Source organism: Streptomyces sp. NPDC045846, from assembly GCF_056431605.1.
The window spans coordinates 282,200-296,784 of record NZ_JBWKKJ010000007.1; the positions used below are offsets into that span (position 1 = coordinate 282,200).

At 72.0% G+C, this 14,585-nt stretch carries 16 protein-coding genes; 8 read left to right on the forward strand and 8 right to left on the reverse strand.

Annotated elements, in window-relative coordinates; all coding sequences use genetic code 11:
* Positions 1 to 6: 6 nt before the first annotated feature.
* From AC07F3_RS21530 to AC07F3_RS21540, 3 genes are all read right to left on the reverse strand, one after another.
* The gene (locus AC07F3_RS21530; RefSeq protein ID WP_479116074.1) at positions 7 to 489 is read right to left on the reverse strand and encodes a cupin domain-containing protein; all 483 of its coding nucleotides are present in this window, start codon (positions 487 to 489) and stop codon (positions 7 to 9) included.
* Between the two features lie 87 nt (positions 490 to 576).
* Entirely contained in the window at positions 577 to 1,425 is an 849-nt protein-coding gene (locus AC07F3_RS21535) for a carbon-nitrogen hydrolase family protein (protein ID WP_479116075.1), read from the reverse strand.
* A gap of 43 nt (positions 1,426 to 1,468) precedes the next feature.
* Complete coding sequence (locus AC07F3_RS21540; RefSeq protein ID WP_479116076.1) at positions 1,469 to 1,915, reverse strand: MarR family winged helix-turn-helix transcriptional regulator; 447 nt, start codon at positions 1,913 to 1,915, stop codon at positions 1,469 to 1,471.
* Between the two features lie 130 nt (positions 1,916 to 2,045).
* On the opposite strand from AC07F3_RS21540, the gene AC07F3_RS21545 reads away from it, so the two are divergent.
* Entirely contained in the window at positions 2,046 to 3,053 is a 1,008-nt protein-coding gene (locus AC07F3_RS21545) for an SMP-30/gluconolactonase/LRE family protein (protein ID WP_479116077.1), read from the forward strand.
* A gap of 131 nt (positions 3,054 to 3,184) precedes the next feature.
* Positions 3,185 to 3,370 carry a hypothetical protein gene (locus tag AC07F3_RS21550; protein WP_479116078.1) on the forward strand — a complete coding sequence of 62 codons (186 nt, stop codon included), beginning with the start codon at positions 3,185 to 3,187 and terminating at the stop codon, positions 3,368 to 3,370.
* Between the two features lie 82 nt (positions 3,371 to 3,452).
* On the opposite strand, the gene AC07F3_RS21555 is transcribed toward AC07F3_RS21550, so the two are convergent.
* Positions 3,453 to 4,760: a cation:proton antiporter gene (locus AC07F3_RS21555; RefSeq protein WP_479116079.1), complete on the reverse strand. Its 1,308-nt coding sequence runs from the start codon at positions 4,758 to 4,760 to the stop codon at positions 3,453 to 3,455.
* Positions 4,761 to 5,170: 410 nt separating this feature from the next.
* On the opposite strand from AC07F3_RS21555, the gene AC07F3_RS21560 reads away from it, so the two are divergent.
* On the forward strand, positions 5,171 to 5,392 hold the full coding sequence (locus AC07F3_RS21560) for a DUF4287 domain-containing protein (protein ID WP_479116080.1): 222 nt from the start codon (positions 5,171 to 5,173) through the stop codon (positions 5,390 to 5,392).
* A 455-nt stretch (positions 5,393 to 5,847) separates the two neighbouring features.
* Here the strand turns inward: AC07F3_RS21560 and ychF are convergent, their stop codons facing one another.
* Positions 5,848 to 6,936, reverse strand: a complete 1,089-nt coding sequence (gene ychF / locus AC07F3_RS21565; protein ID WP_479116081.1) for a redox-regulated ATPase YchF — start codon at positions 6,934 to 6,936, stop codon at positions 5,848 to 5,850.
* A 554-nt stretch (positions 6,937 to 7,490) separates the two neighbouring features.
* Between ychF and AC07F3_RS21570 the strand changes: the two genes are divergently transcribed.
* Entirely contained in the window at positions 7,491 to 8,117 is a 627-nt protein-coding gene (locus tag AC07F3_RS21570; protein WP_479116082.1) for a DUF6542 domain-containing protein, read from the forward strand.
* Between the two features lie 96 nt (positions 8,118 to 8,213).
* Here the strand turns inward: AC07F3_RS21570 and ppgK are convergent, their stop codons facing one another.
* Together ppgK and AC07F3_RS21580 are read right to left on the reverse strand one after the other, a co-directional pair.
* Positions 8,214 to 8,966, reverse strand: coding sequence for a polyphosphate--glucose phosphotransferase (gene ppgK / locus AC07F3_RS21575; protein ID WP_479116083.1), 753 nt, complete (start codon positions 8,964 to 8,966; stop codon positions 8,214 to 8,216).
* Between the two features lie 47 nt (positions 8,967 to 9,013).
* Entirely contained in the window at positions 9,014 to 10,006 is a 993-nt protein-coding gene (locus AC07F3_RS21580) for a 4-hydroxy-3-methylbut-2-enyl diphosphate reductase (RefSeq protein ID WP_388976564.1), read from the reverse strand.
* An 84-nt stretch (positions 10,007 to 10,090) separates the two neighbouring features.
* Between AC07F3_RS21580 and AC07F3_RS21585 the strand changes: the two genes are divergently transcribed.
* The 4 genes from AC07F3_RS21585 to AC07F3_RS21600 all read left to right on the forward strand — a co-directional run bounded on the left by AC07F3_RS21585 (position 10,091) and on the right by AC07F3_RS21600 (position 13,927).
* Complete coding sequence (locus AC07F3_RS21585; RefSeq protein ID WP_479116084.1) at positions 10,091 to 11,503, forward strand: APC family permease; 1,413 nt, start codon at positions 10,091 to 10,093, stop codon at positions 11,501 to 11,503.
* Positions 11,504 to 11,512: 9 nt separating this feature from the next.
* Positions 11,513 to 12,727 carry an exodeoxyribonuclease VII large subunit gene (gene xseA, locus AC07F3_RS21590; protein WP_479116085.1) on the forward strand — a complete coding sequence of 405 codons (1,215 nt, stop codon included), beginning with the start codon at positions 11,513 to 11,515 and terminating at the stop codon, positions 12,725 to 12,727.
* A 10-nt stretch (positions 12,728 to 12,737) separates the two neighbouring features.
* Complete coding sequence (locus tag AC07F3_RS21595) at positions 12,738 to 12,968, forward strand: exodeoxyribonuclease VII small subunit (RefSeq protein ID WP_053726341.1); 231 nt, start codon at positions 12,738 to 12,740, stop codon at positions 12,966 to 12,968.
* Between the two features lie 368 nt (positions 12,969 to 13,336).
* Positions 13,337 to 13,927 carry a malonic semialdehyde reductase gene (locus tag AC07F3_RS21600; protein ID WP_114038977.1) on the forward strand — a complete coding sequence of 197 codons (591 nt, stop codon included), beginning with the start codon at positions 13,337 to 13,339 and terminating at the stop codon, positions 13,925 to 13,927.
* Positions 13,928 to 14,001: 74 nt separating this feature from the next.
* Here the strand turns inward: AC07F3_RS21600 and AC07F3_RS21605 are convergent, their stop codons facing one another.
* Entirely contained in the window at positions 14,002 to 14,502 is a 501-nt protein-coding gene (locus tag AC07F3_RS21605; RefSeq protein WP_479116086.1) for a DUF4245 domain-containing protein, read from the reverse strand.
* Between the last annotated feature and the right edge of the window lie 83 nt (positions 14,503 to 14,585).

Sequence of the window (14,585 nt, forward strand, 5' to 3'; positions counted from 1 at the left end):
GGCCGGCTAGTCCGTCCAGTACGTGTCGTGCTTCAGGAAGAACTCGGTGCGCTCCTGCGGGCTCAACTGCGCGACCTGGCCCACCTTTTCGAAGTACTCCTCGCGCGGGGCGCCCGGCGCGAAGAGCAGCAGCATCGAGGCCGCCGCGTCGGAGTCGTTGCGGAAGCCGTGCAGGCCGCCGGTCGAGACGTACAGGAAGTCGCCCTTCTCGGCCTCGATCCACTGCTCGCCGTTGTACAGGCGGACCGTGCCGTCGAGGACGAAGAAGGTCTCGGAGATCGTGCGGTGGAAGTGGGTGCTGGGGCCTCCGGCCCGCGCCGCCATGTCGAGCCGGTAGAGCCCGAACTCTCCCTGCGTGGACTCGGTGGTGGCCAGGTAGTGCGTACGGCTCCCGTTCGGCGCGGACAGCTCGGCGGGGGTGTCCGCCGGCCGGAACACCGCGTTGACCTCACCCTTCTCGCCGAAGTACCTGGGCTCCGGATACGACATGACGCGGCTCCTCGTGATCGTGGTGGCCCCACTCTGGCGCATGCCGGCCGCGCCGGACAGGGGCTTCCCCGGCGGCGCGGCGCTCGCCTACCGCGCCGACGCCGTCCGCAGGGCGGTGCGCGCCGCCGCCCCCGTGTCGTGCAGGTCGCGCAGCATCGGCTCCGCCTCGCGGGCCGCGTGCAGCCGCTCCGGGAGCAGGTCGGCGAAGACGAGTTCCTCCTCGGTGGGGCTGCCCTCGGCGACGACGCGGCCGTCGGGGCCCCAGACCGCGCTGCCCCCGCAGGCACGCCACCCGCCGGTCGTCCCGACGTGGTTGGCGAGCACCGCGTACACGGTGTTGTCGAAGGCCCGCGCCGGGAACCAGATGCGGGACTCGTGGTGGCCGTTGCCCTCGCCGAACAGCGCGCCCACGACGTACGCGTGGCAGCCGTCGAGCGCCGCCGCGCGGGCGTGCTCGGGGAAGCCGGAGTCGTAGCAGACCCCCAACCCCAGCCGCCAGCCGTCCACTTCGAGGGTGGCCCCCGCGCAGCCCTGCCGGTAGATCGCGCGCTCGTGCTGGAACAGGGTCTGCTTGTCGTAGCGTCCGACGACGCCCGTTCCGTCGATGATCAGGGCCGATACGTAGATCTCCCCGCCGTCGCGTACGGCCGCCCCGACCACGGCGGTGACCCCGGTCGCCGCGCAGGCCTCGGCCACCGGAGCGAGCCGGGGGTCGTCCGGGGCGACGGCGCACCGTTCGGGATCGGCACGGATCAGCTCGGGCTCGTAGCCGCTGAGGAACTTCTCGGGGAACACGACGACACGGGCTCCGCCGTCCCCGGCGCCGCGCACCATCCGGGCGACGGTGGCCGTGTTGGCCTCGACCTCCCCCGGGACGGCCTGCGCCTGTGCGGCGGCGATGCGAAGGGGTGCGTCGGGCAGTGGGAATTCGATCACGGACCTCGACCCTACCCCGTGCCCGCGTCGGCCTACGCGCCGGTCAGGCGCCCGGGCGCTCCTTCTCCAGAAGCTCCACGCACCGCCCCAACAGCCCGATCAGCGTCTCGCGTTCCGCGTCGGTGAACTCGGCGGCCAGCGCCCGCTCGACCCGTACCGCCCGCGCGTCCGCGTCGTCCATCACGGTGCGGCCCGCGGGGGTGAGCCGGGTCTCCAGGACGTTGCGGTGCCAGGCGTGCGGGGTGCGCTCGATGAGGCCGCGCTCCTGGAGGTTCTTCAGGACCGTGTTCATGGTGGGCGGCGTGACCCCGCAGAGCCGGGCCAGCGCGGCGGCCGAGATCCCCGGGCTCTCCTCCAGGTGAAGCAGCGCCGCGTACTGCGCGACGGTCAGCCCGGCGGGCTTGAGGACGGCGTGCTTCGTGGCGTTCAGGGCCTGCTCGGCCCGCTTGAGGTGCGCGCCGAGCCGCTCGGCGGCGGGCAGGGAGGTCATCTCCGCATGTTACCGGCCATCCGTCGATGAGTATCCGCTTCGGAGTTAACCCATTGACGGACGTTAGAGCTCTAACTTAAATTCACACACGTTCGACCATTCGACTCGCTTCACGACCGAGAGGCACCCCGTGTCCCGTTCGACCCAGCACCGTCGCGCCTTCGCCGCCCTGACCGCCGCCGCGGCCGTCCTCGCCGCGCTGCCGCTCACCGGCACGGCCCAGGCGGCACCGGCCCACCGGCCCACGATCTCCACCGCGTACCAACTCCCGGGCGCCCGCGCCTATCCCGAGGGCATCGCCGCCGACCCGCGCACCGGCGACGTCTATGTCGGCTCGTACACGACCGGCGCCGTCTACCGGGCGACCCCCGGGCATCGTGCCGCCGAGGTCTTCCTGCCCGAGGGCACCGACGGGCGGCACACCGCCAACGGCCTGAAGGTCGACCGGGCGGGGCGCCTGTGGGTGATCGACTCGACGGCGGGGGTCACCGTCTACGACGTGCGCACCCGCGCCCTGCTGGCCCGCCTCGACCTGCCCGCCGAGGGCAGCCACTTCCTCAACGACCTGGCCATCGGGCCCGACGGCACCGCCTACCTGACCGACAGCGTCCGCCCCGTGATCTACCGGGTCACCCCGTCCGAGCTCGCCGCCACCGAGGCACACGGCGGCCGGAGCGTACTGAGCGCGCCCTACGACCTGTCGGGCGCCGTCCCCGCCCATCCGGCCGGCAGCTTCACGCTCAACGGCATCGTCGCCGACCCGGCGGGCCGCTTCCTGCTCGCCGTCGACATGACCGGCGGCGGTCTCTACCGCGTCGGCCTCGGTGACGGAAAGGTGAGCCAAGTGGCGCTCAGCGAGGGCGACTTGGTGAACGGGGACGGCCTGGAGCTGGCCCACGGCACGCTGTGGGCGGCGCAGAACAAGACCAACACCCTGACCCGCTGGCACCTCTCGGCGGACGGCACCGCGGCCCGCCTGGAGCGCCGGATCACGGACGCCTCCCTCCAGGTGCCGACCACCCTGGTCCACACCGGCGGCCGCGCGCTGGTGGTCCGCTCCCAGTTCGACAAGGGCGGCCCCATGGGCCCCGGCACCCCCGAGACGCCGTTCACGGTGGCGTACGTCAAGGGATTCTGAGGGCCGGGTACGGTCCGTAATCGTCGGACATGCGCGGAATGTCCCTCCGTGCCACGCTGGTCGAGGCCCGGAGGAGCCGCGGGAAAGGCCCCGGTTCCCCGCCCCCTCACACCCCTGTAGGAGTGAACCAGATGGGCATCAAGGACCAGTTCGACGACAAGGCGCAGGAGCTCAAGCGGAACGCCAAGCAGGCGATGGGCTCGAAGAAGGACGAGGCGCAGGAGCGGGCACGCCAGGCCCAGGACAAGGGCCAGAGCGAGAGCCAGCGCGCCCAGCAGGAGGCGCAGGACCGCTTCGACCAGGACTACGACGTCTGACGCGAAGCCCCGCCCCACCGAAGCGGCGCACCCGCGGCACCGGGTGCGCCGCTTCGGCGTGCGGGTGGGGTGCCTTCGGCCTTTACGGGGCCTTCGGCCGCCGGACACCGCCCTCGGCCGCCACGGCGAACGCCTCGACGGCGCCGCGGCCCTCCCTCCGGGCGAGGAGACCGAGGAGGGGCCCCGTCATGGCCGTCGTCGTGAGCGCCATGACGATCAGCGCGAGGACGATGGGTCCCGTCAGGATTCCTGAGCTCAACCCCGTCTGGAGGACGACGAGTTCGGTGAGTCCACGGGTGTTCATCAGGACGGCGACCCTGCGTGCCGCGGCCGGGGGCAGCCCGCCGCGGCGGGCCCCCACGTAGCCGCCGACCCCCTTGCCCGCGCAACCGAGCACGACGGCGACGACGATCAGCAGCCAGGAGGTGTCGGCGAACGAGCCGGTGAGCACGGTGATCCCGGTGACCACGAAGAAGGCCGGGGCCAGCGCCCGGCCCACCCGCGCCACCGACGTCACGGCCCGCTCCCAGGGCGCGTCCTCACCCCTCGGGATCGCGAAGCCCACCAGTGCGGCGCCGAGGATCGCGGTCATCCCGAGGCGTTCCATGGCGAGCGCGACCGCGAGGGCCGCCGCCCCGAGCGCCACCGCCGCGGTGCGCGGCACCCGTACGCAGGCGGTACGGGCGAGCCGGGTGCGCAGGGCGACCCGGACGGCCAGTGCGCACACCGCGCCGAACGCGAGCGCCCGCACCGAGTGCAGCGAGCCCGCCGGGCTCCCCTTGCCGAGACCGATGGCCAGGGTGAGCAGGAGCCAGCCGACCGCGTCGATCACGACGGCCGCGGCCAGCGCCGTCCGCCCTGCGGCCGACCGCGTCATCCCCCGGTCCGCCAGGATCCGGGCCATGACGGGTACGGCGGTGATGGACATCGACACCGCCACCATCAGGACGAAGGCGGGGAGCGGCGCCCCGCCCCGCGCGGCGCGGTCGTCGCTGACGATCACCAGCCCGGCCAGGAGCAGTCCGGTCACCAGCGGCGGCACCAGGGCCCCGGCCGCCACCCACAGCGTGCCGCGGCGCGACGGCCCGCCGGATTCGGCCCCCAACCGGTGGGCGAGGCCGACGAGGAACAACACGAGTCCGGCCTGGGCCACCAGCTTGACCACGCCGAACACCGGCCCCGGCAGCACGGCGTCCAGACCGGCCCGCCCGAACAGAGCGATCACGGCAGGCCCGGACAGCAGGCCCACCCCGATCTCCCCGACGACCTCGGGCTGCCCCAGCCCCCTGGCAACAGCCCGCCCCACCCGGGCCACCAGCAGGACACCGCCGAGCACCACGAGGACATGGCCGAGCCGCGCAACCTCCCCTAGCAGCCCCAGCGTTCCCATCCCACGCCCCTCCGTCGCCCACCCAGCGCGGCACGCGCCCACCCGAGAAGGCGCGCACCTTCTCGGGACCCGCACTCAACTACCCACCTGTGGGCAGCCGTTGAACTCCGGGTCCATGGGTGGCGGCCGCATGTCGATACCGTCCAGGCCCAGCAGAGCACCGATGCGGCAGCAGACGGGGGATGCCTGGAAGTACGGGCGACACTTGCGGAGGTCGGGACTTGGCCTTCCGCATCTTCATCGCATCTTCAGGGACCTGGCGGGCGCGTCGGGGATCTGCTGCCCACCGACCTGACGATGGCCCCTCTCAATGCCAACACGTCAGTGCCGACGGCTCGCATCACTCCCCTCCCAGCGGGAGCGCCTCTTGGGCAAGTGGCGTTGTCAGTGGCGGATGCCAGACTGCGCACATGACTGACACAGTGAAGGGCCCCGCCAGCTACTTTCCGTCGATCGAGAAGAAGTACGGCCGATCGATTGCCGATTGGAAGGACCTGGTCCGCGCTTCGCCCTTGACCAAGCACATGGAACTGGTCGGATGGCTGAAGACCGAACACGGCATGGGACACGGCCACGCCAACGCCCTCGTCGCCCACACCCTCGCGGAGGCTGGCGGCAAGCAGAAGCCCTGAGCGCAGGAGGGGGAGTTCGCCGACAGCGTCGCCGACGACCATGACTGGACGTACGACGAGCACAAGGTCAACCGGCACCAAGAGCTCATCGACGGCGTGAGCGCCGCGGAAGTGCCTTCAGGGACGCCGAGAACCGGGCCGCGAGCAAGATTTCGGCGATCAACGGCGGCCCGAAGTTCGTGCACGACGAGGGCAATGACACCTCCAATGCCCAGACCGTCATGTACGGCTACTCCCCCGACAGCCTCAAGCACGCCGAGAACCTGCCCTGAGGCACCCCGGACACGGAGCCCCACCACCTCTGGGAAATCGACTAGGCCGCCTCGACAAGCTCACTCCGCCGCGGGAGCGACCAGGAGCCGCCACGGGAGCACGGGAGGGGCCGGGCTCACCCGAGCCTGACCCCTCTCGCCCCGCACGCTTGACCAAGTGCCCAACCCGCAGTGGTCGCAAGATCACACGTTGAAGCGGAACTCCACAACGTCCCCGTCCTGCATCACGTACTCCTTGCCCTCCATCCGCGCCTTCCCGCGCGAGCGGGCCTCCGCGACCGAGCCCGCTTCGATCAGGTCGTGGAAGGAGATGACCTCCGCCTTGATGAAGCCCTTCTGGAAGTCGGTGTGGATGACACCGGCCGCCTCGGGGGCCGTGGCGCCCTTCGGGATCGTCCAGGCTCGGGTTTCCTTGGGGCCGGCCGTGAGGTAGGTCTGCAGGCCCAGGGTGTCGAAGCCGACGCGGCCCAGGGTCGCGAGGCCGGGCTCCTCCTGGCCCATGGACTGGAGGAGTTCGAGCGCTTCGTCGTCGTCGAGCTCGATCAGCTCGGACTCGATCTTCGCGTTCAGGAAGATCGCCTCCGCGGGGGCGACCAGGGCGCGCTGCTCGTTCTTGAAGTCCTCGTCGACCAGCTCGTCCTCGTCGACGTTGAAGACGTACAGGAACGGCTTCGTGGTCAGCAGGTGCAGCTCGTGCAGCAGGTCGCCCTGCTCCGTGCCCTTCGTGATGCCGTGCGAGAACAGGGTGTCGCCCGCCTCGAGGATCTTCTGCGCCTTCTCGACCGCCGCCAGGACCGCGATCTTGTCCTTCTGGAGGCGGGACTCCTTCGTCAGGCGCGGCACCGCCTTCTCGACCGACTGGAGGTCGGCGAGGATCAGCTCGGTGTTGATCGTCTCGATGTCGTCCTTCGGGGAGACCTTGCCGTCGACGTGCACGACGTTCTCGTCCTTGAAGGCGCGGATGACCTGGCAGATCGCGTCCGACTCGCGGATGTTCGCGAGGAACTTGTTGCCCAGGCCCTCGCCCTCGCTCGCGCCGCGCACGATGCCCGCGATGTCGACGAAGTCGACCGTGGCGGGCAGGACGCGCTGGGAGCCGAAGACCTCGGCGAGCTTGGCCAGGCGGGCGTCCGGGACGCCGACGACGCCGACGTTCGGCTCGATGGTGGCGAACGGGTAGTTGGCCGCCAGTACGTCGTTCTTGGTCAGGGCGTTGAACAGGGTCGACTTGCCGACATTCGGCAGACCGACGATTCCGATCGTGAGCGACACGTGGCGACTTCCCGGTACGAGGGCGGTGGACGGTCCGGAGAGTGGACCGCCCACCAGTTTACGGGCGCGCGTCGGCGGCCGTGACGGCCCCGGACGCACGGCCTCGCGGCGGTGTCGGACATCGGCCGGGGGCTGCCCGGCACCGGCTCCGGCCCGCCCCGGTCCGCCGAACCACTCCACGGCCTCGCGCCACCACCGGAAGCCAGCCCGGGGCCGCCCGGCACCGGCTCCGGCCCGCCCCGGGACCGCCGGCCCTTCCACGGCCTCGCGGCACCACCCGACACCAATCCGGGCCGCCCGGTGCCGACCCGGTCCGCCCCGGATCGCCGAACCGACCCACCGCCTCGCGGCACCACCAAGCACCGGACCGGAGCCAGCCCCGGCGCCACTCCAGCCCCGCCCCCGGACCGCGGGCCGCCGGACGCCAGTGCAGAGCCGCCCCGCACCGGCTCCGGGCTTCCGCCCCACCCCCGACCGTCGAACGCACGCGCAAGCTCGGCCAAAGGGCGTGTCCTAGGGGCGGTTCCTCCCCGGTGGCGACCTACGTTGGTGCGGTGGAGCAATACAGGACGCGCACCCCGCAGCACGGACAGCGAGCACGGACCTCGGCGCCGGGATCCTCCCGGGCGCCCCTCGGCGTGCCCGCGGGAGCGGCGGTGACCGGGGAGAGCGCCGCCGTCTACCGTTCGGCCGGCCGCACCCGCCGGGTGCCGCCCTTCGTTCTCGCGCTGCGCAGACTGCCCTCCCCCCGGCTCACCGGGCTCGGCGGCGGGCTCTTCGCGGCGGCTCTGATGTTCGTCCTCGGCACGCTGGACTGGCTGCTCTTCGACGGTGCCCCGGCGGTGTACGGGGTGCTCTTCCTGCCGGTCTGCGCGGTGACGGCGCTCTGGGTGCGGCCCGCCGACCTGGTGACGGCCCCGATCTGCGTCCCCATCGCCTTCGCCGTGGGGATCATCCCGATCGCGGGCGGCGTCGGCGGCTTCGGCACGCAGGCGATGGCCGTGGTCACCGCGCTCGCCCTGCACGCGGGCTGGCTGTACGCCGGAACCCTGGTGGCCGGGGTCGTCGCCACCGTACGGAAAGTGCGGATGATGGGGCGCCGCCGCGCCCCCACCAAACCCGCCGCCCCCGGCAAGGCGGTCAAGCCCGCCGGTTCCGGCAAGGCAGCCAACCCCCGATAGGCCGACGCCGAGCCCGCGGGGCTACCGCAGCCCCGCCCAACCCCCGCCCCCGGCGAAGCCCCCACCCCCCCATAGGCCGACCCCGGCCCCGCGGGGCTACCGCTCCGCCGCCACCATCGCCGCCCCCACGATCCCCGCGTTGTTCTGGAGCTGCGCCGGGACGATCTCCGCCTCGATGCCCTCGATCAGCGGGAGGAACTTGTCGGCCTTGCGGCTGACTCCGCCGCCGATGATGAACAGGTCGGGCGAGAACAGCATCTCCACGTGGGCCAGGTACTTCTGGACGCGGTGGGCCCAGTGCGGCCAGGTCAGGTCCTCGTCCTCCTTGACCTTGGTGGAGGCGTGCTTCTCGGCGTCGTGGCCGTGCAGCTCCAGGTGGCCGAGCTCGGTGTTGGGGACCAGCTGGCCGTCGGTGAAGAGCGCGCTGCCGATGCCCGTGCCGAAGGTCAGCAGGATCACCGTGCCCCGGCGGTCCCGGCCCGCGCCGAACCGCATCTCGGCGACGCCCGCCGCGTCCGCGTCGTTCAGGACGGTGACGGGCAGACCGCCCAGGCGCTCGCCGAGCAGGCGGGCGGCGTCCACGCCGATCCACTTCTTCGAGACGTTCGCGGCGGTCCGTACGGTGTTGGCGCTGATCACCCCGGGGAAGGTGATGCCCACCGGGCCCGACCAGCCGAAATTGCCGACGACCTCCGCGACGCCGTCGGCGACCGCCTCGGGCGTCGCGGGCTGCGGCGTGAGCACCTTGTGGCGCTCCTGCGCCAGGTCACCGCGCTCCAGGTCCACCGGGGCACCCTTGATGCCCGATCCGCCGACGTCCACTCCGAACACGTTCCTCATGGCGTTCATGAGATCCACCGTACGGGCGGACGCCGGGGAGGACGTCCTGGACGGCCTTACTCGCCCGAGAGTTCGGCGGCCTCGGCGCGCAGGTCGCGGCGGAGCTCCTTGGGCAGCGAGAAGGTGATCGACTCGTCGGCCGTCTTCACCGTCTCGACGTCGCCGTAGCCGCGCGCGGCCAGCCATTCCAGGACGCCGTCGACGAGAACGTCCGGCACCGAGGCGCCGGAGGTCAGGCCGACCGTGGTGACGCCCTCCAGCCAGGCCTCGTCGATCTCGTCGGCGAAGTCCACCAGGTGGGCGGCGGGGGCGCCCGCGTCGAGGGCGACCTCGACCATGCGGATCGAGTTCGAGGAGTTCTTGGAGCCGACGACGATGACCAGCTGGGCGTCCTCGGCGAGCTTCTTCACGGCGACCTGGCGGTTCTGCGTGGCGTAGCAGATGTCGTCGCTGGGCGGCGAGAGCAGGTTGGGGAACTTGTTCTTGAGGGCGTCGACCGTCTCCATGGTCTCGTCGACGGAGAGCGTGGTCTGGGAGAGCCAGACGACCTTGTCCGGGTCGCGCACCTCGACGTTGGCCACGTCGTCCGGGCCGTCGACCAGTGTGATGTGGTCCGGCGCCTCGCCCGAGGTGCCGATGACCTCCTCGTGGCCCTCGTGACCGATCAGGAGGATGTCGAAGTCCTCCTTCGCGTACCGCACGGCCTCCTTGTGCACCTTGGTGACCAGCGGGCACGTGGCGTCGATGGTGGCCAGCTTGCGCTCGGCCGCCTCCGCGTGGACGGTCGGGGCGACGCCGTGGGCCGAGAACATGACGATGGAGCCCTCGGGCACCTCCGCCGTCTGCTCGACGAAGATCGCGCCCTTCTTCTCCAGGGTCTGCACGACGTACTTGTTGTGGACGATCTCGTGCCGCACGTAGATGGGCGCCCCGTACTGCTCCAGGGCCTTCTCCACGGCGATCACGGCACGGTCCACGCCCGCGCAGTAGCCGCGGGGAGCGGCGAGCAGGACCCGGCGGGAAGCGGTAGCAGCAGTCATGCCGTCCATGGTACGGGCGCACTCGGACACCCCTGGGCGCCCGACCGGCGTGCCCCGCGGGCCAAAGATCGCCCAGCCGGTGAGACTGGCCGCATGAGTGGCGTACGCGAGGAGACCGATCCGGGCGAGGTGGCCGAAGGCGCCGGGCGACTGCGGCGGAGTCTCGGGTTCCGGGACCTGGTCGTCTACGGGCTGCTGTTCATCGCGCCCATGGCCCCGGTCGGCATCTTCGGCACCCTGGACGCCAAGTCGCACGGCGCGGTCGCCCTTGTCTACGTGGTGGCCACGGTCGCCATGGGGTTCACCGCGTACAGCTACGCACAGATGGTGCGGGTCGTGCCGCTGGCCGGGTCGGTGTTCGCGTACGCCCGCAAGGCGCTCGGCGAGGGGCCGGGGTTCATCGCCGGGTGGATGGCGATGCTCGACTACCTGCTGATCCCCGCCGTCGCCTACCTCTTCTCCGGCATCGCGATGAACTCCCTGGTCCCGTCCGTGTCGCGCTGGGTGTGGACGGCCATCGCGGTGGTGATCACCACGCTCCTGAACCTGTGGGGCGTACGGGCCGCGGCCCGGGTGGGCTTCGCGGTGCTTGCGATGGAGATCGTGGTGCTGCTGGTCTTCGTGACCTCGGCGGCGGTCGTGCTCGTACGCGACGGCGCCCAGCGGGGCTGGCTGACGCCGCTCGGCGGGGACGCCGGATTCTCGCTGGGCGCGGTGCTCGGCGCGGTCTCCGTGGCGGTCCTGTCCTACCTGGGCTTCGACGCCATCGCCACGTTCGCCGAGGAGGTGACCGGGGGCTCGGCGAAGGTGGCCAGGGCGGTGCTGTTCTGCCTGGTGCTCGCCGGGGTCCTGTTCGTGGTGCAGTCCTATCTGGCGGCCCTGCTCGAACCGATGTCGTCCGCCCAGCTGGCGGCCGACCCGGTCAAGCAGGGCTCGGCGTTCTACGACACCGTCGAGACCTCGGTCGCCGGCTGGCTGCACACCCTGGTCGCGGTCAGCAAGGCCATCGGGGCGGCGTTCGCGGCGCTCGCCGGGCAGGCGGCGGCGGGCCGGCTGGTGTTCGCGATGGCCCGCGACCGGCGGCTGCCGCGCGTCCTGTCGCGGACCGACTCGGGGGTGCCGCGCGCGGCGCTGCTGCTCGCCGCGGTGATCACGCTGGTGGCCGCGGTGTGGGCGGCCGGCCGCGACGACGGCATGGACCACCTCGTCTCGGTGGTCGACATGGGCGCGCTGACCGCCTTCCTCCTGCTGCACGCCTCGGTCGTCGGCTGGTACGCGGTACGCCGCATGGAGGGCGCCCCCGACTGGCTGAGCCACGTGGTCGTTCCGGTGCTCGGCGCCGCCGTCATCGTGGCGGTGATCTGGGAGGCGACGGCCACTGCCCAGCTGGTCGGCCTGGGCTGGCTCGCGGTGGGCCTGGTGGTCCTCGCGATGCAGTGGGGCCACCGCCCGGGTCCCGACCCGGAGCCGCCGGGGGCGGGCGGCTCTGTCGGTGGCGCGGGCTAGCCTGCGTACATGGCTCTGAATACGAGTGCGGACGCGCCGCTCCCCGTCGGCGAGGTGTCACGCCTCATCGGGGGGTGGATCAACCGGCTCGGCGCGGTCTGGGTGGAGGGGCAGATCACCCAGCTCTCGCGGCGGCCGGGCGCGGGCGTGGTGTTCCTGACCCTGCGCGATCCCTCGCACGACATCTCGGTGGGCGTGACCTGCTACCGCCAGGTGTTCGACGCGGTGGCCGACGTGGTCTCCGAGGGCGCGCGCGTCGTCGTCCACGCCAAGCCCGAGTGGTACGCGCCGCGCGGCCAGCTCTCGCTGCGGGCGGTGGAGATAAAGCCGGTCGGCATCGGTGAACTGCTCGCCAGGCTGGAGCAGTTGAAGCGGAGCCTGGCCGCGGAGGGGCTGTTCGCCCTCGACCGCAAGCGCCGCCTGCCGTTCCTGCCCCAGCTGGTCGGGCTCGTGGTGGGGCGGGCCTCGGCGGCCGAGCGGGACGTGCTGGAGAACGCGCGGCGGCGCTGGCCCGCGGTGCGGTTCGAGGTGCGCAACGTGGCGGTGCAGGGGGTGCACGCGGTGCCGCAGGTCGTCCAGGCGGTGCAGGAGCTCGACGAGCGGCCGGACGTCGACGTGATCATCGTGGCGCGCGGCGGCGGCAGCGTGGAGGACCTGCTGCCGTTCTCGGACGAGCAGCTGGTGCGGGCGGTCGGCCGGTGCCGCACGCCGGTGGTCTCGGCGATCGGGCACGAGCCGGACGCGCCGCTGCTCGACCTGGTCGCGGACCTGCGCGCGTCCACGCCGACCGACGCGGCGAAGAAGGTCGTGCCGGACGTGGGCGAGGAGCTCGACCGGGTCCGGCTGCTGCGGGACCGGGCGCGCCGCCATGTCGTCGGCCTCGTCGACCGCGAGGAGCGGGGCCTGGCGGGGATGCTCGCCCGGCCCTGGATGGAGCGGCCCCAGCGGATGGTGGACGACCGGGCCGACGAGGTGGACGCGCTGCTGCACCGCTCGCGCCGGGTGCTCGGCCACCACCTCGACCGGGCCGACTCGGAGCTCTCGCACACCCACGCCCGCGTGGTGGCCCTGTCGCCCAAGGCCACCCTGGAGCGGGGCTACGCGGTGCTCCAGCGGGCCGGGGGCGAGGTGGTGCGCTCCCCCGGCGAGGTGGCGCCCGGGGACGATCTGCGCGCCCGGGTCGCCGAGGGCGAACTGCACGTCACTGTCGTACCGCGGACATAGGGTGGAGCGCATGGCCAAGACGGACGAGGCCGCGTCGGGCGATGCGGCACTGGGGTACGAGCAGGCGCGGGACGAGCTGATCGATGTCGTGCGGCGGCTCGAAGCGGGGGGCACCACCCTGGAGGAGTCCCTCGCGCTGTGGGAGCGGGGCGAGGAGCTGGCGAAGGTGTGCCGGCGCTGGCTGGAGGGGGCCCGGGCCCGTCTCGACGCGGCGCTGGCGGAGCCGGCCGAGGAAGGCTGAGCCCTCCCGGCGCCGGGGCCCCTGGGGCTCCGCCCCAGACCCCGGAGGCCCCCACCCCGCCCCTTCCCTCAACCCGCCCAGGGTTGAAGGGCTCCGGGGGCTCCGCCCCCCAGACCCCCGTTCACGCCTGAACGGCGCTCCTCCTCAAACTCCCCCAAGGCCTTAACGGCCAGGGGGACCCCCATGACGGGCTGAAGATGCCGACCGACCGCGCGAGAAGCGGGCACGGTCCGCAGGCCGACGCGGACCAAGGACAGCCCACCCCTCTGTGAGGCTGGTCACGTCCTGCGGGATTTAGTTGAAAGTTAACGTAAATCTGCCGTACGGTCGGGACATCGCTTGATCAGCAGCCCGGAAGGTGTTTCCAGATGTCCCTCGTCCTTGACCCCGCAGCCCAGGACCTCCTCTTCCGCGAGGCCCGTACCGCCAACACGTTCACCGACGAGCCGGTGACCGACGAGCAGGTCCAGGCGATCTACGACCTGGTCAAGTACGGCCCGACCGCCTTCAACCAGTCGCCGCTGCGCGTCACCCTGGTCCGCTCCCCCGAGGCCCGTGAGCGCCTCGTGAAGCACATGGCCGAGGGCAACCGTCCGAAGACGGCGGCCGCCCCGCTGGTCGCCATCCTCTCCGCGGACAACGAGTTCCACGAGGAGCTCCCCGCCCTCTTCCCGCACTTCCCCGCCGCCAAGGACGCCTTCTTCTCGGAGCGCCCGGTCCGCGAGGGTGCCGCGCTGCTCAACTCCGCGCTGCAGGCCGCGTACTTCATCATCGGCGTCCGCGCCGCCGGTCTGGCCGCCGGCCCGATGACCGGTGTGGACTTCTCCGGTGTGCAGAAGGAGTTCCTGGACGACGACCACACCCCGCTGATGGTCGTCAACATCGGCAAGCCGGGCGAGGACGCGTGGTACCCGCGCAGCCCGCGCCTGGCCTACGAGGACGTCGTCACGACCGTCTGAGCCACCGCTCGTAAGACGAGGGCCGCCGCACCGGGAAGGTGCGGCGGCCCTCGTCTTACGTGGCCGGGCGGGCGTCAGGTCGTCTTCTTCGACTCCAGCGCGGTCGCCATCGTGACGAGCTGCTCGTACGGCGCCGTGCCCATCACCACGGTCGTGTGACCCTGGTCCTGGCGGACGAGCGCGTCGTACTTGGGGCCGTCCCAGTACGTCCAGGTCGCGCCCGCGATCTTCTGCGACTTCTCGGTCTTCGTCGCGCTCCTGCTGACCTCGGTCACGAACTTGTCCGAGGGCGCCGTGGACTGCTCGATCGCGACGTACTGGTTCTGCGGGTCGAGGAAGCCCAGGTGCCAGGCGTTGTTCTTGGCGCCGTCGTACGACACCGAGGTGGCCCGCCACTTGTCCTGGTCGGGCAGGCCGACGGGGGCCGCCACCGGGTACGGCGCGGCCCGCCGCACCGTGGTGAGCTCGACCTTGTAGTCGACGGTCTTGAGCGGAGGTGCGTCCGACTCGTCGTGCGGAATGAACACATAGATCACAGCCGCCGCGATGCCGATCACCGCCAGCGACTGCAGCATGTTCCGGACTGTCTGCTTGCTGCTGCGCGTTCCTGCCACGACCCCATGTTCTCAGGTCATGTCGCCGCTCATACGTGGGCCCC

Excerpts from the sequence above, each read along its gene's own strand:
- ppgK (WP_479116083.1), bottom strand. The coding sequence starts at position 8,966 with ATGAACGCCATGAGGAACGTGTTCGGAGTGGACGTCGGCGGATCGGGC.
- AC07F3_RS21580 (WP_388976564.1), bottom strand. The coding sequence starts at position 10,006 with ATGGACGGCATGACTGCTGCTACCGCTTCCCGCCGGGTCCTGCTCGCC.
- AC07F3_RS21530 (WP_479116074.1), bottom strand. The coding sequence starts at position 489 with ATGTCGTATCCGGAGCCCAGGTACTTCGGCGAGAAGGGTGAGGTCAAC.
- AC07F3_RS21555 (WP_479116079.1), bottom strand. The coding sequence starts at position 4,760 with ATGGGAACGCTGGGGCTGCTAGGGGAGGTTGCGCGGCTCGGCCATGTC.
- AC07F3_RS21550 (WP_479116078.1), top strand. The coding sequence starts at position 3,185 with ATGGGCATCAAGGACCAGTTCGACGACAAGGCGCAGGAGCTCAAGCGG.
- AC07F3_RS21585 (WP_479116084.1), top strand. The coding sequence starts at position 10,091 with ATGAGTGGCGTACGCGAGGAGACCGATCCGGGCGAGGTGGCCGAAGGC.
- AC07F3_RS21595 (WP_053726341.1), top strand. The coding sequence starts at position 12,738 with ATGGCCAAGACGGACGAGGCCGCGTCGGGCGATGCGGCACTGGGGTAC.
- AC07F3_RS21600 (WP_114038977.1), top strand. The coding sequence starts at position 13,337 with ATGTCCCTCGTCCTTGACCCCGCAGCCCAGGACCTCCTCTTCCGCGAG.
- AC07F3_RS21560 (WP_479116080.1), top strand. The coding sequence starts at position 5,171 with ATGACTGACACAGTGAAGGGCCCCGCCAGCTACTTTCCGTCGATCGAG.
- AC07F3_RS21605 (WP_479116086.1), bottom strand. The coding sequence starts at position 14,502 with ATGCTGCAGTCGCTGGCGGTGATCGGCATCGCGGCGGCTGTGATCTAT.
- AC07F3_RS21540 (WP_479116076.1), bottom strand. The coding sequence starts at position 1,915 with ATGACCTCCCTGCCCGCCGCCGAGCGGCTCGGCGCGCACCTCAAGCGG.
- xseA (WP_479116085.1), top strand. The coding sequence starts at position 11,513 with ATGGCTCTGAATACGAGTGCGGACGCGCCGCTCCCCGTCGGCGAGGTG.